The organism is Sphingomonas palmae (genome assembly GCF_900109565.1).
Lineage (GTDB): Bacteria > Pseudomonadota > Alphaproteobacteria > Sphingomonadales > Sphingomonadaceae > Sphingomonas > Sphingomonas palmae.
Genome location: NZ_FNZZ01000003.1, coordinates 432674 through 457164, shown reverse-complemented (window position 1 = coordinate 457164; position 24491 = coordinate 432674). Strand labels below are relative to the sequence as shown.

The window sequence follows — 24491 nt, the reverse complement described above, 5'->3', positions numbered from 1 at the left end:
ACAAATCTTACATGTGTAACGTAAGAGACATACAAGCTTCAGCTTAACTTCTAACGACCCCCAACACACCTTGAATGTGCCAGAACCCGCAAAAGCCGCCGCCCGCATGTCCCTTCATCTAAACCAACAATGTCAAAGAGCGACAAAAACACAGCGCTCAGTCCATCCCCCTACCCTCCGGTAAAGAGCCAGACCGCCGCGCCACCGTTTCCGATCACACCAGCTAGCGTCGTCAGCGTCTAGCGCCCCGCCGCTGCGGTGACACCCATCTAGGCGGGCCAACGAATACCGTCAAACGGTTTTTGCAGAAAAGTTGCAGTTTTCGCTCAATCCCGCGTCACAAGCCTCGTGAGCGCCTTGGAAGGCCACCTCACGAGCACACCCCCGCTCAGTTGATCCCGCCACCCAGCGAACGATACAACTCCACCAGGTTACTCGCACCCGTCAAACGCGTTGTGACGAGCTGCTGCTGAGCGGCATAGGCGGTACGCTGCGCGTCAAGCGACACGAGGAAGGAGTCAACGCCCGCACGGTAACGCGCCTCCGAAAGACGGTGGTCGAGCGAGCTTGACCGTCATGTTCTCGGCAAATAGCGATCACGGGGATCGCCAGGTGACTGAGGTGCCTAATGTGAGCAGATCGTGCAGGACGTGGCGGAGAGGGTGGGATTCGAACCCACGGTACCCGTGAGGGCACGCCGCATTTCGAGTGCGGTACATTCGACCACTCTGCCACCTCTCCGCGAGGTCCTTCGATCCGGCTACGAAAGCCGGTGAAGTGGTCGGAGCGGCGCCTCTACCGATGCGATGAGTGGCGCGCAAGCCTTTCTTGAGTGCCGAATCGATTAGGGTCACACCGCTGTATATAGAGCGCTGTTGTGCGCTTTCGCGCTCGCACTATCTTGGAGCGCATGAACGACACCGTGTCCGCCGTTACTGATTCTTCCCCTGCCCGGCCGATCGCACCGCCGGTCGCACACGCGCGCTTCTCGATCGGTGATGTCGTACGCCACCGGATGCTCGACTTTCGCGGAATCGTCTTCGATGTCGACCCGGTCTTCGCCAACACCGACGAATGGTATGAAGCGATCCCGGAGAGCTTCCGTCCGCGAAAGGACCAGCCCTTCTATCACCTGCTCGCCGAGAACGCCGAGTCGAGCTATGTCGCCTATGTCAGCCAGCAGAACCTGGTGCACGACGAAAGCGATGATCCCGTCGAACACCCCGCGGTGTCCGGATTGTTCGATCGATCCGAGGACGGGCGCTACGGCTTGAAGCGACAGCACCGTCATTGATCGTTGGAACACGTCCGAACGGTTGACACGACGGCTGCCATTATTTAGCTGCGCGCTTTCTTCCGCGGGGTCTGCCCCAGCGGGCATAGACATTTGGGAAGTGAAAAGAGCCATGTTCGCTATCGTGCGCACGGGCGGCAAGCAGTACCGCGTTGCCGCTGGAGACAAGATCGTCGTCGACAAGATCGACGGTGACGCTGGGGCGTCGGTGACGCTGGGCGACGTGCTGCTCGCGGGCGAAGGTTCCGATCTCAAGCCGACCGACGGTCTGTCGGTCGCGGCCGAGATCATCGCGCAGGCGAAGGCCGACAAGGTCATCGTGTTCAAGAAGCGCCGCCGTCACAATTATCGCCGCCGCAACGGCCACCGCCAGCAGCACACGATCCTCAAGATCGTGTCGATCGGCGCGTAACGAACAGCGGCTCGCAGGAGGTTATTCGAAATGGCACATAAGAAAGCAGGCGGTTCGTCGCGCAACGGTCGCGATTCGGCCGGTCGTCGTCTCGGCGTGAAGAAGTTCGGCGGTCAGGAAGCGATCGCGGGCAACATCCTGGTGCGTCAGCGCGGAACGAAGTTCTACCCGGGCCGCAATGTCGGCATCGGCAAGGACCATACGCTGTTCGCGCTCGTCGACGGCCGCGTGGTGTTCCACGACGGCAAGCTCGGCCGTAAATTCTGCTCGGTCGATACTATGCCGATGGCGGCTGAATAACATCGGGTAACCATCCGGGTTGCCCACCAGGGCGACCCGAGTGCCACGCGGCACCGAACCAACAAGGGAGGCGGGTCACCCCGGCTCCCTTTTTTCGTGTCTCCCTCCATCCTGTCTCCGGCGCGTCACGCGGGCGTGCTTGGGGCCCTGGTCAAGGAGAGCGAGATCGTGTTCGCGCTGACGAAGAGACTGACCCTGCGGCCCGGCTGGCCCGAGGACGCCCCTGCCCTGTCGCTCGCAATCGGGCACGAGGCGGTGGTGCGCAACCTGTCGCGCGCGCCGTGGCCGTATGCGCTCGGCGACGCCGAGGCTTTTCTCTCATTGCCGCGCGCCGCGCATCAGGCACGCTTTCAGATCATGACGCGGGGCGAGAACCGCTTGATCGGCGGGATCGAGCTGATCGCGCTCGGCGACCGGACACACGAACTCGGTTACTGGCTGACTCCGGATAGATGGGGTCTCGGCTACGCGACCGAGGCGGCGACCGCCGTCACCCAGATGGCGCGCCACGCACTCGGCAGCGAGCGGCTGGTCGGGCGTCACATGATCGACAATCCGGCATCCGGGCGCGTGCTACGCAAGCTCGGCTTCGTCGAGACCGGCCGCAGTCGCTTGTTCTCGCTCGCACGCGGGGGCGAGGTCGAGTGCGTCGATCTCGCGCTTGACCTCACCCGACCGTGCGTGACGAGCGACGCTGCATGCGCCATGCCGATTGCGGCCTGACCCGCAACGGCGTTGCGCGGCGGGTCGCAATCGCGGATCAGGGTTCATGACCGTGACCCCGCTTCCCCGTCGTCTAACCCCCGAGCAATCGCGCGAAGCGGCACTCGAGGCCGCGCGTGCGCTGCTGGTTGAGGTCGGCCCGCAAGCGGTGACGTTGAAGGCAGTGGCGGCGCGGATCGGGCGAACGCACGCCAACCTGCTTCATCATTTCGGCTCCGCCGACGGGCTGCAGAAGGCGCTGATCGCCAGCATGGCGAGCCGCATCGTCGGTACGATCAAGTCGGCAGTGCTGCGCGCGCGCGAGCGCGAGGACCCGGCGGAGGTGGTCGACCTGACCTTCGACGCGTTCGGCAAGAACGGTGCGGGCGCGCTCGCCAGCTGGATGATCCTGTCCGGCAACGAGGACGCACTCGATCCGATCCTGACCGCGATCCACGATCTGGTTGAGGAACTGGCGCAGGACAACGATCCCGGCGCGCCGATCCATGACGAGACGCTGCAACTCGTGCTGATGGCGCTCGGCGACGCGCTGCTCGGCGCGCCGATGGCGCGCGCACTCGGCCTGCCGCGCGAGCGCGCACGCGAGCTCGCCCGCGCGATGCTCCTCGCCGATCGCGCGAAGGTAGCACCCAGATAGCCGAGCGATTCGCACCGGGTCGCTTTAGCCATCCGGACACGCTAGGCAGCGCGCCATGCATTTCCTCGACCAGGCAAAGATCTTCGTCCGCTCGGGCTCCGGTGGTCCCGGCGCCGTCAGTTTCCGGCGTGAAAAGTTCATCGAGTACGGCGGTCCCGATGGCGGCAACGGCGGCAAAGGCGCGGACATCGTGTTCGAGGCGGTCGCCGGACTGAACACGCTGATCGACTTTCGCTACACACAGCACTTCCGCGCACCACGCGGTCAGGGCGGATCGGGCAGCAACCGCACCGGCGCGGGTGGCGACGATCTGGTCATCAAGGTGCCCGTGGGCACGCAGATCCTCGCCGACGACGACGAACGCACCTTGCTCGCCGATCTGACCCGTGTCGGTGAACGCGTCGTCTTCCTGCGCGGTGGCGACGGCGGGCGCGGCAATGCGAGCTACAAGACCTCCACCAACCGCGCGCCGCGCCAGCACGGCACCGGTTGGCCGAGCGAGGAAGCCTGGGTGTGGTTGCGCCTGAAACTGCTCGCCGACGCCGGGCTCGTCGGCCTGCCCAATGCCGGCAAGTCGACCTTCATCAACCAGGTGACCAACGCGCAGGCAAAGGTGGGCGAATACGCCTTCACCACCACGCGCCCGCAACTGGGCGTCGTCCGGCACAAGAATCGTGAGTTCGTCCTCGCCGATATCCCCGGCCTGATCGAGGGTGCGGCCGAAGGCGCCGGAATCGGCGACCGCTTCCTCGGCCATATCGAGCGCTGCCGCGTGCTGCTTCACCTGGTTGACGCGAACGATCCGGACGTGGCGGAAAGCTATCGCATCGTGCGCGAGGAACTGGCGGCTTACGGTGGCGGACTCGACGAGAAGCCGGTCGTCGTCGCGCTCAACAAGATCGACACGCTCGACGACGAACTGATCGCCGCGCTCTCCGCCGAACTGGAGGATGCGAGTGGCGCCGAGGTGATCCCGATTTCGGGTGTCAGCGGCATCGGCGTCGATTGGGTTCTCGACAAGCTGCTGGAGGCGATCCCTTCGACCGATTCGCCGGTCGACGATGATGGGGAGGAAGATGCGGTCGAGTGGTCGCCACTCTGACGGATCGGAGCAGGCGTACCGATTGGCGACGCCGTCACCATCGCGCGCATGCTTGCCACCTCGTCGCGGTGCGCTAACGATCACGCCTGCATGTCGCTGTTTCCCGCCTCTGCCTGCCAGCGGCTGATCGTCAAGATCGGCTCTGCGCTGCTCGTCGCGCCCGACGGTAGTGTGCGGCGCGACTGGGTGGCGAGCGTCGCGGCCGACGTCGCCGCGCGGCGTGCCGACGGGCAGCAGGTCGCGATCGTCTCCTCGGGCGCGATCGCGCTCGGTGCGCGGCGGCTGGGGCTCGCAAAGGGTGGCCGGGCAAGTCTCGAGGATGCGCAGGCCGCCGCTGCTGTCGGGCAGATCGCGCTCGCTGGCGTTTGGGCCGAGCTGTTGGACGCGCAGGGGATCGCCGCGGCCCAGATGCTCGTCACGCTCGGCGACCTGGAAGAGCGCCGCCGTTATCTCAACGCGGCCGCGACCCTCGACCGGCTGCTGACGTTGGGCGTCGTGCCGGTCATCAACGAGAACGATTCGGTCGCGACCGAGGAAATCCGCTTCGGCGACAACGATCGGCTCGCCGCGCGCGTCGCGCAGGCGGCGGGCGCGAACGGCGTCGTCCTGCTCTCCGACATCGACGGACTGTACGACCGCAACCCCGCGTTGCCCGGCGCCGCGCACATCGGCCGTGTCGAACGGATCGACGCCGCGATCGAGGCGATGGCCGACACCGGCTCGAGCTCGGGCATGGGATCGGGCGGGATGGTCAGCAAGATTGCCGCCGCGCGGATCGCCAATGCTGCCGGCGCGCATCTGGCGATCGCGAGCGGGCGCGGCGACCATCCGTTGTCGACACCGGCGCGGCACACGATCTTCGTCGCTGAACGCGGCGCGCCGGCACGCAAGGCATGGCTCGCCGGCGGGCTGACCGCGCACGGCGCGATCCACGTCGACGCGGGCGCCGCCGCCGCGCTGGCGGCGGGCAAGAGCCTTCTTGCGGCCGGAGTGACGCAGATCACGGGAGAGTTCGCGCGCGGCGATCTGGTCACAATCGACGATGACCACGGCACGATCGCGCGCGGGTTGAGCGAATATGACGCCACCGACGCGACGCGGCTGATCGGTCGGCGCAGCGACGAGCATGCCGCGCTGCTGGGCTACGCACCGCGCGCCGCGCTCGTCCACCGCAACCACATGGCCTATCTGAAAGGAAGCGCGCGATGATCCTCGCCATCACCGGCGCAACCGGCTTCGTCGGCAGCCACCTCGTCGACCAGGCGCTCGCCGCCGGGCATCAGGTCCGCGCACTCACCAGGCGGGAGCAACCGGAACGGGACGGCGTCACCTGGGTACCGGGCAACCTTGCCGGACCGGGTACGCTGGTCGATGGCGCCGACGCAGTCATCCACGTCGCCGGGATCGTCAACGCCGCCGACCGCGCGGGCTTCGTCAGCGGCAACATCGACGGCACGCGCAGCATGATCGCCGCCGCCGGTGCCGCCGGCGTGCAGCGCTTCGTCCACGTGTCGTCGCTCGCCGCGCGTGAACCGTACCTATCCGATTACGGCTGGTCGAAGCTCCAGGCCGACCGGCTGGTGCAGCTGAGCGGGTTGGAGTGGACCATCGTGCGCCCGCCCGCCGTCTTCGGCCCGCGCGACCACGAGATGCTGGAGCTGTTCCGCTTCGCGCGCCGCGGGCTCGTGCCCCTGCCCCCACGCGGCAACCGCCTGTCGGTCATCGCGGTCGAGGATCTGGCGCGGCTGCTTCTGACGCTCGCGGCCGGCGATGGCGCGCGCCACATGGTGCTCGAACCCGATGACGGCCGACCCGGTGGCTGGGATCACCGCGACTTCGCGCGCGCGCTCGGCAAGGCAGTCGGACGCCGCTCCATACCGCTGTCGCTGCCGGGCGCTATCCTGTCGGGCGCGGCGAGGCTCGACCGCATGTTCCGCGGGTCACGCGCGAAGCTAACCCCTGACCGTGTCGGCTATTTCCGCCATCCCGACTGGGTCGCGCACGCGCTGCCCTCGCCCGCGCTGTGGCGTGCCGAACACGACACCGCCGCCGCGCTTGCCGCCACAGCCGAGTGGTATCGCGCCCACGACTTGCTATAGCGCCGCCGCACCCCGGCCTTAATCATCACGCATCGAAAGCGACCATGAGCGACCGCGACCAGATCTTCGACACCGTCCAGGCCCAGATCGAACCCTTCAACAAGAAGGGCGTGGCCGTCACCGACGCGACCACTTTTCAGGGCGATCTCGAATGGGATTCGCTCACCGTGATGGATTTCGTCGCCGCGATCGAGGACGAGTTCGACATCATTATCACGATGAACATGCAGGCCGAGATCGAGAACGTCGGCCAGCTCGTCGAGGCTGTCGCACGGTTGAAGGCGTAACATGACAGAAACCGGCCTCCAGCCCGAGGCGCTACCCGCCGATCCCGCTCCGGTCGCCCCCGAGCGCGACCTGTTCAGCAAGTTTGACGCGCTGATCGCCGAGCGCGAGGCGCTGCTCGGCACCGGCGTGCGCGATCCGTTCGGTATCGTGATGGAGGAGGTCCGCTCCCCGACCGAGGCGGTGATCAAGGGACGCGAGACGATCCTGCTCGGCACCTACAATTACATGGGCATGACGTTCGACCCCGACGTGATCTCGGCGGGCAAGCAGGCGCTCGACCAGTTCGGCAGCGGTACCAACGGCAGCCGCATGCTCAACGGCACCTTTCGCGACCACGTCGATGCCGAGGACGCGCTGCGCGAATTCTACGGTGCCGATCACGCGATGGTGTTCTCGACCGGCTACCAGGCCAATCTCGGCACGATCTCGACCATTGCGGCGAAGGGCGAGTACGTCATCCTCGACGCCGACAGCCACGCGTCGATCTACGACGGCTGCAAGATGGGCGATGCGGAGGTCGTGCGTTTCCGCCACAATTCGGTCGAGGACCTCGACAAGCGGCTCGGCCGCCTGCCCAAGGAGCCCGGCAAGCTCGTCGTGCTCGAAGGCGTCTACTCGATGCTCGGCGACATCGCGCCGTTAAAAGAGATGGTGGCGGTCGCGAAGAAGCACGGCTGCATGGTGCTGGTCGACGAGGCGCATTCGATGGGCTTCTTCGGCACCCACGGTCGCGGCGTGTACGAGGATCAGGGCCTGATCCTGGGCGAGGATGTCGACTTCGTCATCGGCACCTTCTCCAAGTCGGTCGGCACCGTCGGCGGCTTCTGCGTCTCCAACCACCCGAAATTCGAGGCGATGCGTCTCGCCTGCCGTCCCTACATCTTCACCGCCAGCCTGCCGCCCTCGGTGGTCGCGACCGCCGCGACCTCGATCCGCAAGCTGATGCACGCCGATGCCAAGCGCGCGCAGCTCTGGTCCAACGCGCGCCGCCTCCACGCGAACTTGCGCGAACTCGGCTTCACGCTCGGCACGCAAGCCGCCGATTCGGCGATCATCGCGGTCATGTGCAAGGATCAGGAGCGCGCGGTCGGCATCTGGCAGTCGCTGCTTGACCAAGGCCTGTATGTGAACGTGGCGCGTCCGCCCGCGACGCCGTCTGGCACCTTCCTGCTGCGCTGCTCGCTGTCGGCCGAGCATAGCGACGCGCAGATCGACCGCATCACCGCGATGTTTGCCGATGCAGGCCGCGCCACCGGCGAGATCGACTAAACGCTGATGCTCGCCGCGGCGCCTGATCGTCGCGGCGGCTTTGCACGCTGGCCGTGGCTGCGGTACACCTCGCGGTCGTGAGCGGGGACGAGATGGATGCGCGGCGCAGGCTGCTGGCGGCCTGGCGCACGGTAACGCTGGTCGCGATGGCGATCGCGGGCATGGCCGTGCTCACCGCGCTCGTCATCACGCTCGGCGAAGCGAATCGCCAACGCGACCGCGCGCTCGCCGCCCAGAGCCACAGCTACGACGTCATGAATCTCGCGCGCGCGCTTCAGGGCACGATGGCGAAGTCGGAGGCGTCGCTCGGCCGTTACGTCATCTCGGGCGATCAGCGGCTCGGCCAGTCCTATTTCGACGATTGGCGCCGCGCCGGGGAGAATGTCGCGCAGCTCCGCCGCCTGATCGCGGACAATGCCGGACAGCAGCAACGCCTCGCCGGCTTGCAGATCGCCTTTCGCGAACGCGGCGAGGAATTAGCCCGAACCGCGCTAGCGACCAATTACGGCAAGAACAGCCAGGCCCTGTCGCGCTACTATCAGGTGCGCACCTCCCCCGCGCTCGACGCCATCAACGCCGCGCTCGACGGCCTGATCGCGGACGAGCGGACGCTGCTGGAGCAGCGCACATCGCAAGCCATGACGCTCGTCAACCGCTCGACCACTGCGGCGAAGATCCTCTCGATCTTCGGCGTCCTGCTGCTGCTCGGCATGATCGCGCTCGGCTGGCTGACAATGCGCGTGCTCGCCGACCGCGCCGTCGCTCAAGCCGAGGCCGCGTCGGAGCGCGAGCGCGCGGACGAGCTCGCCAATGCGGTCGCCACCGCAACCGACGAGCTGCGCGTGCAGGAAGCGCGATTGCGGCAGGTGCAGAAGATGGAAGCGGTCGGACAATTGACCGGCGGAATTGCGCACGACTTCAACAACATGCTCGCCGTCGTGATCGGCGGGTTGGAACTCGCCCGTCGCGGTTTGACGACGGGCGGCCGCGACGTGCTGCGCCACGTGGAAAGCGCGACCGAGGGCGCAACGCGGGCCGCCCAGTTGACGCGTCGCCTGCTCGCCTTCGCGCGCGAAACCGCGATCAATCCCGAGTGCATCGACGCGGCAAGCCTGTTCGCGGGCCTTCGCGACTTGCTCGACCGCACGCTCGGCGACGGCGTCACGGTGGTGATCGACGATGCGAGCGACGGCTGGTGCGCGCGCGTCGACCGCGTCCAGCTGGAGAACACGCTGGTCAACCTGGCGGTCAACGCGCGCGACGCGATGGATGGGCGCGGCACGCTGACGATCACCGCGCGGGCACAGACCCTCGCCACCGCCAGCGCGCACGGCTGCGCGGCGGGCGATTACCTCGCGCTCGGCGTCACCGACACCGGGCACGGCATGTCCCCAGAGGTGATGGAGCGCGCGTTCGAACCGTTCTTCACCACAAAGCCCGTCGGCAAGGGCACCGGCCTCGGCCTCAGCCAGATCTTCTCCTTCGCCAAGCAGGTCGACGGCGACGTGACGATCGCGTCCGCACCGGATCGCGGCACGACCGTGACGCTGCTGCTGCCGCGCGAGATCGAGAGCGCGCAGTCCGAACCGGTACCCGCACCTAACGAGGTAACGCTCGATAGCGAAGTCGAAGGTGCCGCCCTGTCGATCCTGGTGGTGGAGGACGACCCACGCGTCCTCGCCGCAACCGTCGGCGCGTTGGAGGAGCTAGGACATCTCGTCACCTCGTGCGACGATCCGACAAACACCGCCGCGACGCTGGCGCGTATCCCCGCACCCGACCTGATCCTCTCCGACGTGCTGATGCCCGGTCTGACCGGACCCGAGATGATCGCGGCGCTGGACGCGCGCCACCGTCACATTCCGGTGTTGTTCGTGACAGGCTTCGCAGGTGACGCAGCCTCGGTCGAACTCGGCAACCGGCCGGTGCTGCGCAAGCCGTTCACGCTTGCCGCGCTCGAACGCGCGGTGGAGGCAGCGGCACGGCGCGACCGCGCGCACGCCATCGCGGCGGAATGATCGCCACCGGATTGCCGCACGCGAACAGGTGACGGCTCCCGTTCACCTGCCTATAGCCGAAGCCTTTCCGTCGTTCTTGCGAGGCCGCGTCGCGCGCACATGAAATCGATCGACCGCTACATGGCCCGGCTGATCGCGCTGCCATTGTTCTCCACCCTGTTCATCGCCGCGATGCTACTGATCCTCGATCGCATCCGCCGCCTGTTCGACTTCGTTGCGACACAGGGCGGCCCGGTGAGCGTGGTGTGGAAGATGCTCGCCAACCTGCTGCCCGAATATCTCGGGCTCGGAATCCCCATAGGGTTGATGCTGGGCGTCCTGCTCGCATTCCGCCGTATTGCGACCTCGAGCGAGCTCGACGTCATGCGCGGCGTCGGCATGAGCTACGCGCGCCTGCTGCGCGTGCCGTACATGTACGCGATCGTGCTGGCGGCGGCGAACATCGCAATCGTCGGCTATGTTCAGCCGATCGCGCGCTACAATTACGAGAAGCTCCGCTTCGAGCTTCGCACCGGCGCGCTCGGCGCCTCGGTCAAGGTCGGCGAGTTCACGCATCTGGGCGACCGCATGACGATGCGGATCGAAGGCAGTCGTGACAAGGGGCGCAAGCTGTCGGGCATCTTCGTCCACGCACAGACGCCCAAGGGCGACTGGGTCGGCGTCACCGCCGAGGGCGGACAGTTCCTCGCCACCGACGATCCGAACGTCATCATCTTTCGGCTGACCAACGGCACGCTGATCCACAATCGCGCCGACTTCGCGACGCCGCGCACGCTCTCCTTCTCGTCGCACGACCTGCCGATCGACCTGCCTAAGTTCGAAAGCTTCCGCACGCGGGGCGGCAAGAACCTTGAATATACGCTGCCCCAGCTCGCCAAGCTCGGCCACGCCAGCGGAACGGAGGCGCAGCGCGACAGCAGCCGCGCGGAGTTCCACTTCCGCCTGGCTGAGGTTGTATCCATGTTCCTGCTGCCATTGCTGGCCGTCGCGCTAGGCGTGCCGCCCAAGCGTTCGAGTTCGGCGCTCGGCGTGTTCCTCTCGATCGTGATGGTGGTCACCTATCACAAGGTGAACCAATACGCCGCCAGCGTCGGAGAGCGCGGCGCGATCGATCCGCTGATCGCGTTGTGGGTGCCGTTCCTCGTCTTCGCCGGGCTGATCGTGTGGATGTACTACACTGTCGCCTATGTTCCGGGCGGGCAGCCAATCGGCGCGCTGGAGCGGTTCTTCTCCAAGACATGGAAGCTGATCGTGCGCTATCTGCCAGGCCGCAATCGCCGGAAGGTCGCGGCATGAAGGGCTTTTTCCCGTCGCGCACCGTCGCGCTCTACATGGCGCGGCTATTCCTCACCCGCACCTTCGGCATCCTCGCCGGCCTCGTGCTGGTGCTCCAGGCGCTCGACCTGCTGAGCGAATCGGGCAAGATCCTCGCGGTCAGCGGCAACGGCGACGCGGAGGTCTGGCGGTACGTCGGACTGCGCCTGCCGCAGATCGTCTCGACCTTTCTGCCCTTCTCGGTGCTGCTCGGCACCATCCTGACGCTCATCACGATGAACGCGAACAGCGAGGTCATCGCGCTCAAGGCCGCCGGCCTTTCCGCGCACCAGCTGCTCGCGCCGCTGATCCTCGCCAGCCTCGGCGTCGCCGCGGTCACCTTCGTCTTCACCGACCGGGTCGTCAGTCGCTCGACCGCGACGCTGTCGCAGTGGCAGCGCGTCAACTACGGCCCTCTCCCCGTCGACCGCGGCGAGCGATCCAATGTCTGGGTGCTGTCGGGGCAGAACCTGATCCAGGTCGATCAGATCAAGGGTCGCGGCGATCAGGCGCAGCTGGGCGGGGTCACGGTCTATCTGCGCTCGGCCACCGGCGGTCTGCGCGGGCTGCTGACCGCGCCGAACGGGCGTCGCTCGGGCGACGGCTGGCTGATCGGACCGACCAAGCGATTCGACGTGGCGAGCGGGCGCGTCACGATGATGGGCGAACAGATCGTCGGGCGCGGCGTGCGCACCGATCAGTTCACGCTCGCGACCGTCGACGCCGACAGTTTGTCGTTCGGCGCGCTGCGCAGCGCGATCAACGATCTGGAGGAAGCGGGGCGCCCGGTGAAGGCGCTGGAGGGATCGCTGTGGCACAAGCTGTCCGCGCCGCTGTCGTCGGTGCTGATGCCGCTGCTCGGCGCAGTGGCGGCATTCGGCATCGCGCGATCGGGGCAGCTCTTCGTCCGCGCGGTGATCGGCATGGCGCTGGGCTTCGCCTACTTCGTCGCGGACAATTTCGCGCTCGCGATGGGCAATTTGGGCGCCTACCCGCCCTTTCTCGCCGCCTGGGCGCCGTTTCTGCTCTTCCTGCTGATCGGCGAGGCGGTGTTGCTGCGCACTGAGGAATAAAAAGGGCGACGCCTCAATCCGAGACGCCGCCCCCTCATCCTTAAGCTACTGCGATCAGCGCGGCCGGATCGTCGCTACGGCTAGCTTGCCGACCAGCGCGGGCAGGCCCTTGTAGCTCGCCTTGTGATACGGCGATGCGGGCTCCAGCACCTTCGACAACCGCCGATGCGCCTCCGCCAGCGAGTGGTACGGCAATCCCGGCAGCAGATGGTGCAACGCGTGATAACGTAGTCCCACCGGCGCCCACAATACCGGCAGCAGCGCGGGCGGCGGCACGTTGACGGTGTCGAGGTACTGCGCCGTGACGCTCATCGCCTCGCCCTCGTTCTCCCACAGATGCGCGACGAGTGTGCGGACCTGATTGATCAGCGCGACACCCGCACCCACCACCATGAAGATCGCAAACGCCTTGAACGGGATCACGCCCGTCGCGGTCAGCACGATCAGCGCGACCGCCCACACCGAGGTCGCCGCTTCGAGCCGGACCCAGCGCGCGCGCTCCTCGCCCTCCGGCATACGGCGGCGAAACGAGGGGTTGATCGACAGCGCCGAGTAGCGCGACACCACCGCGGTACGCAGCCGCGGCAACAGGGCCGACAGCGGCGCCAGCACAGCATAGCGGATCAGCAGCCCGACGGGCGCGAGCATCGACACGATCACGAACACCGGCAGCGTCCACGGCTTCATCAGCGCGAGCGGCAGATATTCCGGATCCTCCGACGTGCCATAGCGCGTCTTCGCATGGTGCAGGTTATGCACGCCCTCGTACATGAACGACGGGATCATCATCGGCACGCCGATCAGCGTGTTCCAGCCGGCGCGAAAGCCACGGAGCTGCGCATGCTTCACGTGCGTCAGCTCGTGGATCATGCTCATGCCGCGGTACAGCGCCAGCATCGACACGACCCCGGCGACGATCATCACCGCGGTAGACGCCGTGGCGATCGCCAGCGCCAAAGCGCCGTAGCCGACGACCGAGGACGCGATCAGGTCGGCCCAGTAGATGCCGGCACGCGGCTGCACGAGATCGCGCGTCAGTTCGGCGGCAGTACGCAGCATCGCCTTGTCGTCGGGTATGCGCGCGCGTACGCTCGCAGCCGGGGCGGACGCACGGTCGAGAGTCATGCTGGTCATGGCTTGGTCCATACACCGGATATAGTGGCGACACGGTGACCGTAACAGGCGCGCACCGCCACGATGCGGCGCAAATGCTCACTCGCCATGATCGATTGCGCCGGTTATTTCCGCTTTATGTCTGACACCCTCCGCATCACTCCGGTCACCAGCAAGCGCGATCGCAAGGCCTTCGTCGACCTGCCATTCCGGCTTTACCGCGACGATCGAAACTGGGTGCCGCCACTGAAGGGGGAAGCGCTCGGCCTCATCACGCCGGAGAAGAACGGCTGGTACAGCCACGCCGACGTGCAGCTGTTCCTCGCCCGCCGCGGTGATCGGGTGGTAGGGCGCATCTCCGCGCACATCGACACGCTCGCGCTCACCATGCCCGCCGCGCAGGGATTCGGACCCGGCGTCGGTCAATGGGGGCTGATGGATGCGGAGGACGAGGCGGTCTTTACCGCCCTGCTCGCCGCCGCCGAGGACTGGCTGCGGGCGAAGGGTATGACCCGCGCGCTCGGGCCGATCTCGCAGTCGATCTGGGAAGAGCCGGGCCTGCTGGTCGAGGGTTACGACCATCCGCCGACGATCATGATGGGTCACGCGAAGCCCGACTATCGCGGCTGGATCGAGCGCGCAGGCTATTCGCCGGTCAAGCAACTGATCACCTACGACCTCGACATCACGCAGGAATTCCCGAAGCTCGTCAAACGCATCATCAAGTCGGGCGAGGCGAACCCCAGCATCGTCATCCGCGAGGTCGACAAGCGCAAGTTCGAGCAGGAAGCCGCAATCATCCTCGATATCCTGAACGATGCCTGGTCGGACAATTGGGGCTTCGTCCCCCTCACCCCGCCCGAGATCAAGGACGTCGGCGTCAAGTTGAAACCGATCGTGTTCAACGACCTGATCCGCATCGCGGAACTCGACGGCAAACCGGTCGCGTTCATGATCACGCTTCCCGATCTGAACGAGGCGATCAAGCCGCTGAACGGTTCGCTGCTGCCCTTCGGCTGGGCCAAGCTGCTGCTGTGGCTGCGCAAGCCCAAGGTCCGCACCATGCGCGTGCCGCTGATGGGCGTGCGCAAGGAACTGCAATCCTCGCGCCTCGCCAGCCAGCTCGCCTTCATGATGATCGAGGCGATCCGAAAGGCGTCGGTCGAGCATTACGGCGCCAGCCGCGGTGAGATCGGCTGGGTGCTCGACGACAATCAGGGCATGAACTCGATCGCGACCGCGATCGAGAGCAAGGTCAACAAGGTTTATCAGGTCTACGAACGCGCGCTGTAAGCGGTGACGCACTGCTGCGGCAGGCATCCTTCCAGACATCGCCGGCGCACCAGATCGGCGCGCCGGCCACGTACCTCACTGCCTCGCCGCAGCGAGGACGTCGATGTCGAGCGCCTTCCACTGCGCAACGGTGTGGCATTCACGATGACGAATGCGCGAGCCGGTCATCAGGCTGTCGATGCAGTAACGCTGTTCGGAACTGACAGCCTGCGTCGGTGCCGACATCTCGGTCGCGGGCGGCGGTGGCGACTTGGGCTCTGCATGCGCGGCAGCGCCGGTCAGTGAAGCAGCGAGCGCGGCGAGGATGATGGTCGACTTCATGGCACTTCTCCCGACGGCTCCTTGCCGTCGTGAGCGTTAGTGCATTACCCGTGCCAAACACCTGTATCATGTGAACTCAATAACTTAGCTGGTGCAGCAGCAACGTAACACGCCAACTACCCGCAATCTGCGCCGCAAATTGGCGTCAGAAGACGAACGCGCCGCCGAAGGCCACTTGCAGGTCCGGGGTGTCATGGTTGAGCCCCGCGACCGCCAGCACGTCCAACTGCGTCCGCTTGGTCGGTTGCCACGCCAGCGATCCCGCCAACTGCGCCATCGTGACGTGTTGCATCGGGTCGTTGTCACGCTCCAGCACGAAGTCGCCGAACGCGGTCACGTTGGAAGAGACGGTGTAGCCAACCTCGACAATCCCGCTCGCATCGAAGTGGCGCCCGTGGCGATCCTCATCCGCCTGCGCCGCCGCCTGTCCCGTGAAGCCGAGGCTCCACGTGTCGTTGACCTCGTACACTACCGGCACGACGGCGCCGGCGGACCAAGTGCCTTCGCTGATGTCACCCCGGCCGGTCGGCAGCGTGACGAACGGCTGGATCGCGGTCGACAATCCGTGTCCGTCGGAATGCGTGATGTTCTGCCTGACCGCCAGCGTCAGGTCGCTGATCCCCGCCACGCGCGAGATCGTACCCCTCGCCTTGTCACGCGTGCGCGCAATCACCTGCGGGCTCCATCCGACCTGCACCTCGGTCTTCGGACCGACACCGATCCGTGCCAGCGTGTCGGCGAAGCGGGTGGTGTCGACGCGCTCGTCAGGGTTGTTGTCGAGCTGCCAGTCGACGCCCGACATCTCGACCTGCACCTGCCCCGGCAGCGTCGTGCATCCGCTTGACCCGAGGCTCGGACGATTGGGGCAGAAACGATCGTCGTCGCGCTGCTGCGCGGACACCGGCGCCGCCCATGCCGCCGCACCGGCGCACACCGCCAGCAACAGCCCGCGCACCCGGCTCACGCCAGTTTCACCCACGTCGGCGCATGGTCGCTCGCCTTCTCACGACCGCGATACGCCTTGTCGACGTTTGCATCCTGCAACCGGTCGGCCACCGCCGGGCTGAGCAGCAGGTGATCGATGCGGAACCCCGCGTCACGCTGCCACGCCCCCGCCTGATAGTCCCAGAACGTCCACACGCCGCCGCGCGGGTGGCGGCTGCGCAGCGCATCGGTCCACCCCTGTGCCACCAGCGCGCGGTAGCCCTGCCGGCTTTCCGGCTGCATCAGCGCGTCGCTCGCCATCGCTGCGACGGAGAAGGTGTCGTCGTCGTTGGGGATGACGTTGTAATCGCCCGCCAGCACCGCCGGCACCTCGGCGTCAAGCAGCACCTGCGCGCGCGCGCGCAGCCGGTCGATCCAGCGCAGCTTGTAGTCGAACTTGGGGCCCGGCTGCGGATTGCCGTTGGGCAGGTAGATCGAGGCGACGACCAACCCGTCGACCTCGCACTCCAAATATCGGCTGTGATCGTCTTCGGGCTCGCCCTCCAGCCCGCGCTGGCGCTCGACCGGGTCCTGTCCGCGTGCGAGCACCGCGACGCCGTTAAATCCCTTTTGCCCGTGCCATACCGCGCCGTAGCCGGCATCTCGGATCGCGGCCTCAGGGAACGTCTCGTCGGACGATTTCAGCTCCTGCAGACACACCACGTCGGGCTGCTGCTCGGCCAGATACTCGACCAGACGCTCAAGCCGCGCCTTGATCCCGTTGACGTTGTAGGTGACGATTTTCACGCCACGAAGCCTTACACCGAGAAGCTGGTCCCGCAACCGCAGCCTGACGCGGCGTTCGGATTGCTCACCTGGAACGACGCGCCACCGAGCGACTCGACGTAATCGACCGCGCAACCGCGGACGAGATCGAGGCTGACATCGTCGACGACCAGCCGAACGCCGTCGGTTTCCGCAACGGTGTCGGTCGCATCAGGCGCGTCGGCGAAACCGAACTTGTACTGGAAACCCGAACACCCCCCGCCCTCGACCGAGAGACGCAGGATCGCGGGCTTGCCCTGCCTGGCGGCGATGCTGGAGACGCGGGCCGCAGCGGCGGGGGTCAGCGCGATGTCGGATGCGAGCGTTGCCATGCGCATCATGTAAGCGGGGTCGGCTGCACCCGCAACCGACCCCGCCCATGCCTCATTCGGAGGCGAAGTTGAGAAAGTTGAGGTTCAAACGGCCCTAATGATTCAGTCCTGCGGAGCCGGGCCGCTGGTCGACACCGGGATCACGCCGACCGAGCGATCCTGCGCGGCGAGCAGGTAATCGGCAGTGGTCAGGAACGGGATCGGATTGACCGCGTGGCCATCGATGCGGACTTCGTAGTGGAGGTGCGAGCCGGTCGAGCGGCCGGTCGACCCCATCAGCGCGATCATCTGCCCACGCTTCACGCGCGCATTGTCGGCGACGATGATGCGTGACAAATGGCCATAGCGCGTCGCGATCCCCTTGCCGTGGTTGATCTCGACCAGATTGCCGTAACCGCCCTGTCGTCCGGCGTGGCTGACGATGCCATCGGCGGTGGCGTAGATCGGGGTACCGATCGGACCCGGAATATCGACCCCGGCGTGCATCGCGGCGGTACCGCGGAACGGGTCGGAGCGGATGCCGAAATTACTGGTGAACTTCAGGCTCGATACCGGCTGAACCGAGGGAATCGCGATCGCGCCGGTGTTGCCACCATCGAGCTTCTTCCAGCTCATGAACAGCGAGCGGAACTGCGCGTCGGCAGCGATGTCGCCGCGTGCCTCGGGGCTGGTCGCGCCGATCAATGGACCGCCCGCGGGAACGTGGTGGGTGGTAGTGGTAGCCGCAACCGGCTGCGCGGCGGCGGGTACTTCGGCATTCGCGGCACCCGAGAGCATCAGGCCGACAGCGGCCGTCACCGCCGCGGCGGGCAACAAAGCGAGCTTAATCATCAAACCCCATCGTCGATCGATCAGCCGCGCGCCCGCCCGAAAGGGTCAGCGCCCGCCCGCGTGAATGAACCTGGATCGGTAGGGACCCCCGCCCGTCCTGATGGCCGCTTTGTGGCGCATTGTGTCATTCCGAGGCAAGCCCGCCCCAATATTCGCGCGTCAGACCGGCCAAGGTGCGCGCCGAGTCGTTGAACGGCGGCCGAACGAGCCCGCGAAAATGCCGGTCGATCAGCGCGCGCCAGTGCGTCGGCGGGGTCAGCCCTTGCTCCGCGCACGCCCACTCGAACCACCTCGTGCCGAATCGCACGTGACGGATTTCGTCGGTGTAGATGCGCTGCAGGATGCGCCCGCCCGCCTCGTCGCCGGATGCACGAAACCGCGCGATCGTCGTCGGGGTCACGTCCAGCCCGCGCGCCTCCAGCACCATCGGCACGACCGCCAGTCGCGCGAGCGGATCGTCCGCGGTCCGCGCCGCGGTCTCCCACAGACCGGCATGTGCGGGCAGCGCGCCGTAAGAGGAACCGAGCGCGCGCAGGCGGCGGTCGAGCAGTGCGAAATGCATCGCCTCGTCCGCGCCGACCGAAATCCAGTCGTCTACGAACGCGCTTGGGAAGCCGGCGCCGAACCGCCCGGCCATGTCGAACGCAAGGTCGACTGCGACGAACTCGATGTGCGCCAGTGCGTGGAGCAATGCGATGCGTCCACGTTCCGACCCGGCCTTGCCGCGCTTGGGCATCTTGCCAGGCGGCAGCAGTTCGGGGCGCGGCGGCCACGCGGGCTTGGCGGGCATGGCGACGTGGAACGCGTGGTCGAGCGTACCTTTACGCCACGCGCGCGCGACCCGCCTCGCCGCCTTCAGTTTGGCGACCGGTGCGGATGTTGTCAGGACTTCGCGACAGGCTTCTGCAACGCTGGTCAAAGCTGACGCGCAGCCTCGAGCACGGCCACGGCATGGCCCGGCACCTTCACCTTGCGCCACTCGCCCGCCAGCTTGCCGTCGCGGTCGAACAGGAAGGTCGCACGCTCGATCCCCATGTAGGTGCGCCCGTACATCTGCTTCTCGCCCCACACGCCGAACGCCTCGGTCACCTGGCCGTCAAGGTCGCTGGCGAGCGCGACCCGCAGGTCGTGCTTGGCGGTGAACTTCTCATGCTTGGCAACGCTGTCGCGCGATACGCCGAGCACGTGCACGCCCGCCGCCGCGAAATCGTCGGCGAGCGCGGAGAAATCCTGCGCCTCGCGCGTGCAGCCCGGCGTGTCGTCCTTGGGATAGAAATACACCACCAGCGGGCGCGGCAGGTCGAGCAGCCGCAGCGGTTGTCCATCGACGCCGGTCGCCGCCACATCGGGTAACTCATCCATCGACCAACTCCTGCCAGCAACGCGCGACCTCCTCGCGTACGGCGGCGAAGCTGGCAAGCACCGCCGCCCAGTCGGGCAGCTTCAGCGCCTGCGCGATCAGCGACCGCGTGGCCTCCGCGCTCGGCTCCGCCGCGTCGGGGGCGACCAGCCGCGCGGTAACGAGCAGCCGCGTGAGCAGGTCGTGCGCGTCACGCAGCGTGGCCGGGACACGGCCGGCGGCAATCAGCCGGTCGAGCGCTTCGCCCAGATCGGGGCTGAAGCCGCTCCGCGTCACCAACTGCACGACGTGGGTGGTGAACTCCAAGTCGACCAGTCCACCGGGCAGCAGCTTGGCATCGAGCGGCCCCTGCGGCGGCTTGTGCGCCGCCATGTCGGCGCGCATCGTGCGGGCATCGGCGACGATGTCGCGCTCGGTACGACCTCCCGTCAGAACGTCGGCGATCACGGCATCGAGCGCAGCGCGGGCGTCGGTAGAACCGAACACGGGGCGCGCACGCGTGAGCGCCATATGCTCCCACGTCCACGCCGACTCGCGCTGGTAGCGGGCGAACGACTCGAGCGTGACGGCGAGCGGACCTTGCGTACCCGAGGGGCGCAGCCGTGTATCGACCTTGTAGAGCGGCCCCGCAGCGGTCGCTACCGACAGCGCCGCCGCGACCCGCTGCGCAAGGCGATTGTAATATAGCGTCGCACCGAGCGGCTTCGCCCCGTCAGACTCGGCCAGGAAATCGCCGGTGAACAGAAAGATCAGATCTAGGTCCGACGCGTGCGTCAGCGCACCACCCCCAAAACGGCCGAGTGCCAGGATCAGCAGCTCGCTACCCGGCACGCGGCCGTGCGCACGCGCGAACTCCGCGACGGTCGCCTCCGCCAGCACGCACAAGGCGGCCTCCGCGACGCGGGAATAATCGGCGGCGACCTGCAACGGATCGGCGGCGGCAGCGACCAGTTGCACGCCGAGCGCGAAACGCTGCTCCCCCACGACGCGCCTGACATGGTCGAGCAAGGTCTGGTAATCGGCCCCCGCCTCGACCCGCCGCATCGTACGCGCGAGTTCATCAACCGATCCGACTCGATCGAGCGCGCTCGCGTCGATCAATCCGTCGAGCAGGTCGGTCCGCCGCGTCATTTCTTCCGCCAACGTCGGCGCGTGGCTGAGCACCCGCGCGACGAGTGCGGTGAGCGCGGGCTGCGCCTCCAGCAGCCGAAAGAAATTGATCGCACTCGGCAACCGCTCGATCACGCGGTCCAGTCGCTCGACCGCGGCGTCCGGCACCGGCGCTATGGCGAGCGCGCCGACGAGTTCTGGCAGCACCGCCTCCAGCGCCGACTGCGCCGCGGGGCTGCGCAGCGCCGGGTAGCGTCGCTCACGCCAATCGCCGATCCGCGCGGCCACCGCGGCGCCATCGACGAAACCCGCATCATGCAGCCGCTCGGCGAGCGCAACCGCATCGTGCGGCAGTTCGCCGCGCGTCGTCGGCGCCAATTGGTCGAACGTCGCGGCCACGCGCGCCACGTGGGGTCGCAGCAGGTCGAGCAGCGCGCCGCCATCTGCCAGACCGTGCAGCCGCGCGACCCGGTCGAGCGCAGTGCCGCTCGGCAAGGCGTGCGTCTGGCGATCGTCGATCATCTGCACGCGGTGCTCGATCGTGCGCAGCAGCGTATAAGCCTCCGCCAGCGCCGCGGCATCCGCCTCGGGAATACGTCCGGCCGCCGCCAGCGCCGCCAGCGCGTCGCGCGTCGCGGGCGCGCGCAGGGCCGGATCGCGACCGCCGTGAATCAGCTGGTGTATCTGCGCGAAGAATTCGATCTCGCGGATGCCGCCCCTACCCCGCTTGAGATCATAGCCGGGGCCGAATGACTGACCCTGCGCGTGATGGTCGCGGATGCGCCGGGTGATGTCGAGGATCTCACCGACCGCGCCGAAATCGAGGCTGCGGCGCCAGATGAACGGACGGATCGTGTCGAGGAAACGCTGGCCCAGCGCCACGTCGCCGGCCGCGGCGCGCGCCCGGATAAAGGCGGCGCGTTCCCACGGCAGCGCCTGCGACTCGTAATAAGCGATCGCCGCGTCGACCGGCACCGCGAGCGGCGTGACTTCCGGAGACGGGCGCAACCGCAGATCGACGCGCAGGACATAGCCGTCAGCGTCGCGCGTTTGCAGCAATTCGAGCACGCGACGCGCGATGCGGACGGCGGCGTCGCCCGGCTCCTCGCGCGGCCGGCACGGCAGCGTCGCGGGATCGTAGATCAGGATCGGATCGATGTCGGAGGAATAATTGAGCTCGAAGCTACCCTGTTTGCCGAGTGCTAGTGCGGCAAAGCCGAGCGGCGGGGCGCCGGGCGTACGTTCGGTGATCGCGGAGCGGATCGCGGTATCGAGGCTGGCATCGGCGAAGTGCGTCAGCTGCTTCGTCACCTCCGTCAGGTCGAGCCGGCCGGCTAGGTCGCCGAGCGCCACCTCTAACGCGACGCGGCGGCGCTCCACGCGCAAGCGCTTCGAAACAGGCAGTGCCTCCGCGTCGGCCAGCAGCGCCTCGTCAGCGTCGGCGCGCGCAATCAATCCGGCGAGGAAGGGCGAATGATCGATCGCGCGGGTGCGGGCATCGTCGGCTGAGGCGTGCATCAGCAGCGCATAGCGCAACGCGTGACCGGCGCGTCAACTCAACGGCTGTCACAGACCATAAGTGACGCTAGCCAGAGAACAGAGGCTACTGATCAGGCAAAGCAGTCTCAGCCGTCGTGAGTGGTATGAACATCTAGGGAGGTCGTGATTTTGGCTGCGTACGATCCGCCGCTAAACTGACGTGCTCCTACCGCTCGCGCGCGAGTTCGTCGACTTCACCCATGATCGAATCAAGCGTGGAGCGGCCATTGTCGCTCTCATGATCACGACGCGACTTGAGCGTACCGTCGCTCAGCAACGCCTCCAGCGCCACACGCCCGCGCGCGACGCGGCTCTTGATCGTGCCGACCGCCACGTTGCAAATTTCGGCCGCTTCCTCATAGGCGAAACCACCGGCGCCGACGAGGATCAGCGCCTCGCGCTGCGGTTGCGGCAAGTGCATCAACGCGCGCTGCATGTCCGCTAGCTCGACGTGCTTGTCCTGGCTCGCGGGTGCTGCGAGCACGCGGTCGGCAACCAGATCGTCCCACTCGCCCTTGAAGCGCGCGCGCCGCATCTGCGACAGGAACAGATTGCGCAGGATGATGAACGTCCACGCGCGCATGTTGGTGCCGGCCTGGAACCGCTTGCGCGCGGCCCATGCCTTCAGCAGCGTTTCCTGCACGAGATCGTCGGCGAGATCGCGGTTGCCCGACAGGGAGCGACCAAAGGCGCGCAGGTGCGGAATCACCTGCGCCAACTGCGCCTTGAACTCGGGATCGGAGAGCGAGACGTGCTCGACGGGCGCCGTGCCGTCGGCGCCCGGCGCGCTCACTGGGGATTGGGTCATGCCGCTCCGTTGCATAGGCTTCGCCCCGCCACCGGGCACGTTCGCCTGTCCAAGATAATCACCGTCGGTCGGCTTTGCCACCCCTACGAACATTCGGTCGACTCCAATCAGAACAGAAGGAGTGCGGCGAAGATCACGATGATCAGCACGAGCGAGGCGCCGAGGACATAGCGCCCGACGCCAGGGGTCGACGCTGCGCGCGCCTGATCGGTTTCCACGTGAACGCGTCCGTCGTCATTCGTCATGGTCGTTCAACCCCGCTGAACCGTTTTGGGTCCGTATCGAACGAACGAACCATGACGATGTTTCGTGCGCGCTCAGGCGGGCACGGTGCTCTGGTCGAAGAACAGCGCCTGGCTGATCGCGGCCTTCACGGTCGAGCGCTGGAACGGCTTGGTGATCAGGAACGTCGGCTCGGGCCGCTCACCCGTCAGCAGACGCTCGGGGAAGGCGGTGATGAAGATCACGGGCACGTTGAACTCGGCCAGGATGTCCTTGACCGCATCGATCCCCGAACTGTCGTCGGCCAGCTGGATGTCGGCGAGCACGAGACCGGGGCGGTCCTCCATCGCCAGCGCCACCGCCTCGTCGCGCGTCACGGCGACACCGGTCAGCTCGTGGCCAAGGTCGCGCACGATGCTCTCGATATCCATCGCGATGATTGGCTCGTCCTCGATGATCATCACGCGCGCGCGGGTCTGCTTCTCGATCTCCGCCAGCGCTTCGTTGACCAGCTCCTCGACGCGCTGCGTGTCGGCGTCGATCAGATAGGCCGCGTCCTCCGGGGTGAACCCCTCCATCGCGGTCAGCAGCAGCGCCTGGCGCGACAGCGGGCTCATGCGTGCAAGACGCGCGCGCGCGATCGCCTCCGAATCGTCGACGCCACCTGCGTCCACGTCGTCTTCGATATGTGCCGAGTTCCAGATCGCCTGAAAGGTGCGATACAGGCCCAGGCGCGGATCGACGTCGCGCGGAAATTCCTCGGGAGCCGCGACGATCGCCTCCAGCGTGGCGCGAACGTAGCGGTCGCCCTGCATCTGGCTGCCGGTGAGCGCGCGGCCGTAGCGGCGCAGAAACGGCAGATGCGGAGCGAGTTGTTGACCCAACGACATGTGTAGAAAGCCCTCCCTGGGACAAGGACGCCGGACGGCGCTTGCCCGTTTCAATCGCGCGACTTAATCGCCCGGGACGCTGGCCCCCGGTTCGAGATTTTCGTCACTCGCAGCGGGAACCATCGAGAAGCTGTTTGGTTTCATCGCTCCAACGCGGGAACACACGCGTGCAAAGGGTCACAGTTATTTCTTTCGTCCAGCCTCCCGGCGCGTGGGGGCGATTGGGGGGCATGCGTTGACGTCCGAGAAGAAGCTGCCGGATAAGCCGAAGAAGAGCACGGCGGCACAGTCGAAGAACCGCGACATGGGCTCGGCGCTGCGATCGGTGTACCAGAAAACCGTCGAAGAGACGGTGCCCGACGATCTGATGTCACTCCTCGGCAAGCTCGACTGA

General features: G+C 66.8%; 27 protein-coding genes, 1 tRNA gene and 1 pseudogene. 15 read left to right on the top strand and 14 right to left on the bottom strand.

Features of this window, described 5'->3' with window-relative positions:
• Positions 1-388: 388 nt before the first annotated feature.
• Positions 389-553: pseudogene (locus BMW51_RS16270) on the bottom strand (TolC family protein); the annotation flags it as partial.
• Between the two features lie 98 nt (positions 554-651).
• Positions 652-741: transfer RNA gene (locus BMW51_RS10135), tRNA-Ser, on the bottom strand.
• Between the two features lie 169 nt (positions 742-910).
• Between BMW51_RS10135 and hspQ the strand changes: the two genes are divergently transcribed.
• From hspQ to lptG, 13 genes are all read left to right on the top strand, one after another.
• A complete protein-coding gene (gene hspQ / locus BMW51_RS10130) occupies positions 911-1294 on the top strand; it encodes a heat shock protein HspQ (protein WP_093005929.1) in 384 nt (127 codons plus the stop codon).
• A 112-nt stretch (positions 1295-1406) separates the two neighbouring features.
• The gene (rplU, locus tag BMW51_RS10125; protein WP_093005927.1) at positions 1407-1706 is read left to right on the top strand and encodes a 50S ribosomal protein L21; all 300 of its coding nucleotides are present in this window, start codon (positions 1407-1409) and stop codon (positions 1704-1706) included.
• 30 nt (positions 1707-1736) lie between these two features.
• Positions 1737-2006, top strand: a complete 270-nt coding sequence (gene rpmA, locus BMW51_RS10120; RefSeq protein ID WP_093005925.1) for a 50S ribosomal protein L27 — start codon at positions 1737-1739, stop codon at positions 2004-2006.
• 168 nt (positions 2007-2174) lie between these two features.
• Complete coding sequence (locus BMW51_RS10115; protein ID WP_093006065.1) at positions 2175-2729, top strand: GNAT family N-acetyltransferase; 555 nt, start codon at positions 2175-2177, stop codon at positions 2727-2729.
• A 46-nt stretch (positions 2730-2775) separates the two neighbouring features.
• Positions 2776-3366 carry a TetR/AcrR family transcriptional regulator gene (locus BMW51_RS10110; protein WP_177171620.1) on the top strand — a complete coding sequence of 197 codons (591 nt, stop codon included), beginning with the start codon at positions 2776-2778 and terminating at the stop codon, positions 3364-3366.
• A 55-nt stretch (positions 3367-3421) separates the two neighbouring features.
• Positions 3422-4468, top strand: coding sequence for a GTPase ObgE (obgE, locus tag BMW51_RS10105; RefSeq protein WP_093005923.1), 1047 nt, complete (start codon positions 3422-3424; stop codon positions 4466-4468).
• Between the two features lie 90 nt (positions 4469-4558).
• Positions 4559-5677, top strand: coding sequence for a glutamate 5-kinase (proB, locus tag BMW51_RS10100; RefSeq protein ID WP_093005921.1), 1119 nt, complete (start codon positions 4559-4561; stop codon positions 5675-5677).
• Positions 5674-6567 (top strand): SDR family oxidoreductase, encoded by an 894-nt coding sequence (locus BMW51_RS10095; RefSeq protein ID WP_093005919.1) that lies wholly within the window; start codon positions 5674-5676, stop codon positions 6565-6567. Before proB ends, BMW51_RS10095 begins: the two co-directional genes overlap by 4 nt.
• 44 nt (positions 6568-6611) lie before the next feature.
• Positions 6612-6854, top strand: a complete 243-nt coding sequence (locus BMW51_RS10090) for an acyl carrier protein (RefSeq protein ID WP_093005917.1) — start codon at positions 6612-6614, stop codon at positions 6852-6854.
• Position 6855: 1 nt separating this feature from the next.
• Positions 6856-8124, top strand: a complete 1269-nt coding sequence (gene spt / locus BMW51_RS10085; RefSeq protein WP_093005915.1) for a serine palmitoyltransferase — start codon at positions 6856-6858, stop codon at positions 8122-8124.
• Between the two features lie 92 nt (positions 8125-8216).
• Positions 8217-10142, top strand: a complete 1926-nt coding sequence (locus tag BMW51_RS10080; RefSeq protein WP_093006063.1) for an ATP-binding protein — start codon at positions 8217-8219, stop codon at positions 10140-10142.
• 99 nt (positions 10143-10241) lie between these two features.
• Positions 10242-11438, top strand: coding sequence for an LPS export ABC transporter permease LptF (gene lptF / locus BMW51_RS10075; protein WP_177171619.1), 1197 nt, complete (start codon positions 10242-10244; stop codon positions 11436-11438).
• Positions 11435-12529, top strand: coding sequence for an LPS export ABC transporter permease LptG (lptG, locus tag BMW51_RS10070; RefSeq protein WP_093005913.1), 1095 nt, complete (start codon positions 11435-11437; stop codon positions 12527-12529). The genes lptF and lptG overlap by 4 nt, the downstream gene beginning before the upstream one ends.
• A gap of 54 nt (positions 12530-12583) precedes the next feature.
• On the opposite strand, the gene BMW51_RS10065 is transcribed toward lptG, so the two are convergent.
• Positions 12584-13663, bottom strand: a complete 1080-nt coding sequence (locus BMW51_RS10065) for a fatty acid desaturase family protein (protein WP_093005911.1) — start codon at positions 13661-13663, stop codon at positions 12584-12586.
• Between the two features lie 117 nt (positions 13664-13780).
• Here BMW51_RS10065 and BMW51_RS10060 point away from each other — a divergent pair, with 117 nt between their 5' ends.
• On the top strand, positions 13781-14935 hold the full coding sequence (locus BMW51_RS10060) for an N-acetyltransferase (RefSeq protein WP_093006059.1): 1155 nt from the start codon (positions 13781-13783) through the stop codon (positions 14933-14935).
• A gap of 75 nt (positions 14936-15010) precedes the next feature.
• Here the strand turns inward: BMW51_RS10060 and BMW51_RS10055 are convergent, their stop codons facing one another.
• The 11 genes from BMW51_RS10055 to BMW51_RS10010 form a co-directional block, all read right to left on the bottom strand.
• The gene (locus BMW51_RS10055) at positions 15011-15256 is read right to left on the bottom strand and encodes a hypothetical protein (RefSeq protein WP_093005909.1); all 246 of its coding nucleotides are present in this window, start codon (positions 15254-15256) and stop codon (positions 15011-15013) included.
• Between the two features lie 145 nt (positions 15257-15401).
• On the bottom strand, positions 15402-16220 hold the full coding sequence (locus tag BMW51_RS10050; protein WP_177171618.1) for a transporter: 819 nt from the start codon (positions 16218-16220) through the stop codon (positions 15402-15404).
• A complete protein-coding gene (xth, locus tag BMW51_RS10045; RefSeq protein WP_093005907.1) occupies positions 16217-16987 on the bottom strand; it encodes an exodeoxyribonuclease III in 771 nt (256 codons plus the stop codon). Before xth ends, BMW51_RS10050 begins: the two co-directional genes overlap by 4 nt.
• Before the next feature lie 11 nt (positions 16988-16998).
• Positions 16999-17337, bottom strand: coding sequence for an iron-sulfur cluster insertion protein ErpA (gene erpA, locus BMW51_RS10040; protein ID WP_093006055.1), 339 nt, complete (start codon positions 17335-17337; stop codon positions 16999-17001).
• A gap of 102 nt (positions 17338-17439) precedes the next feature.
• Positions 17440-18168, bottom strand: coding sequence for a M23 family metallopeptidase (locus tag BMW51_RS10035; RefSeq protein WP_093005905.1), 729 nt, complete (start codon positions 18166-18168; stop codon positions 17440-17442).
• Positions 18169-18292: 124 nt separating this feature from the next.
• Positions 18293-19087, bottom strand: coding sequence for a ferritin-like domain-containing protein (locus BMW51_RS10030; protein WP_093005903.1), 795 nt, complete (start codon positions 19085-19087; stop codon positions 18293-18295).
• Positions 19084-19530, bottom strand: coding sequence for a peroxiredoxin (locus BMW51_RS10025; protein WP_093005901.1), 447 nt, complete (start codon positions 19528-19530; stop codon positions 19084-19086). The genes BMW51_RS10030 and BMW51_RS10025 overlap by 4 nt, the downstream gene beginning before the upstream one ends.
• Positions 19523-22156 (bottom strand): bifunctional [glutamine synthetase] adenylyltransferase/[glutamine synthetase]-adenylyl-L-tyrosine phosphorylase, encoded by a 2634-nt coding sequence (locus BMW51_RS10020; protein WP_093006053.1) that lies wholly within the window; start codon positions 22154-22156, stop codon positions 19523-19525. The genes BMW51_RS10025 and BMW51_RS10020 overlap by 8 nt, the downstream gene beginning before the upstream one ends.
• 187 nt (positions 22157-22343) lie before the next feature.
• Entirely contained in the window at positions 22344-22985 is a 642-nt protein-coding gene (locus BMW51_RS10015; RefSeq protein WP_093006051.1) for a sigma-70 family RNA polymerase sigma factor, read from the bottom strand.
• Positions 22986-23092: 107 nt separating this feature from the next.
• Entirely contained in the window at positions 23093-23230 is a 138-nt protein-coding gene (locus BMW51_RS16105; protein WP_177171617.1) for a hypothetical protein, read from the bottom strand.
• A gap of 72 nt (positions 23231-23302) precedes the next feature.
• Positions 23303-24097 carry a response regulator gene (locus BMW51_RS10010; protein WP_093005899.1) on the bottom strand — a complete coding sequence of 265 codons (795 nt, stop codon included), beginning with the start codon at positions 24095-24097 and terminating at the stop codon, positions 23303-23305.
• 235 nt (positions 24098-24332) lie between these two features.
• On the opposite strand from BMW51_RS10010, the gene BMW51_RS16100 reads away from it, so the two are divergent.
• Positions 24333-24491, top strand: a complete 159-nt coding sequence (locus tag BMW51_RS16100) for a NepR family anti-sigma factor (protein WP_177171616.1) — start codon at positions 24333-24335, stop codon at positions 24489-24491.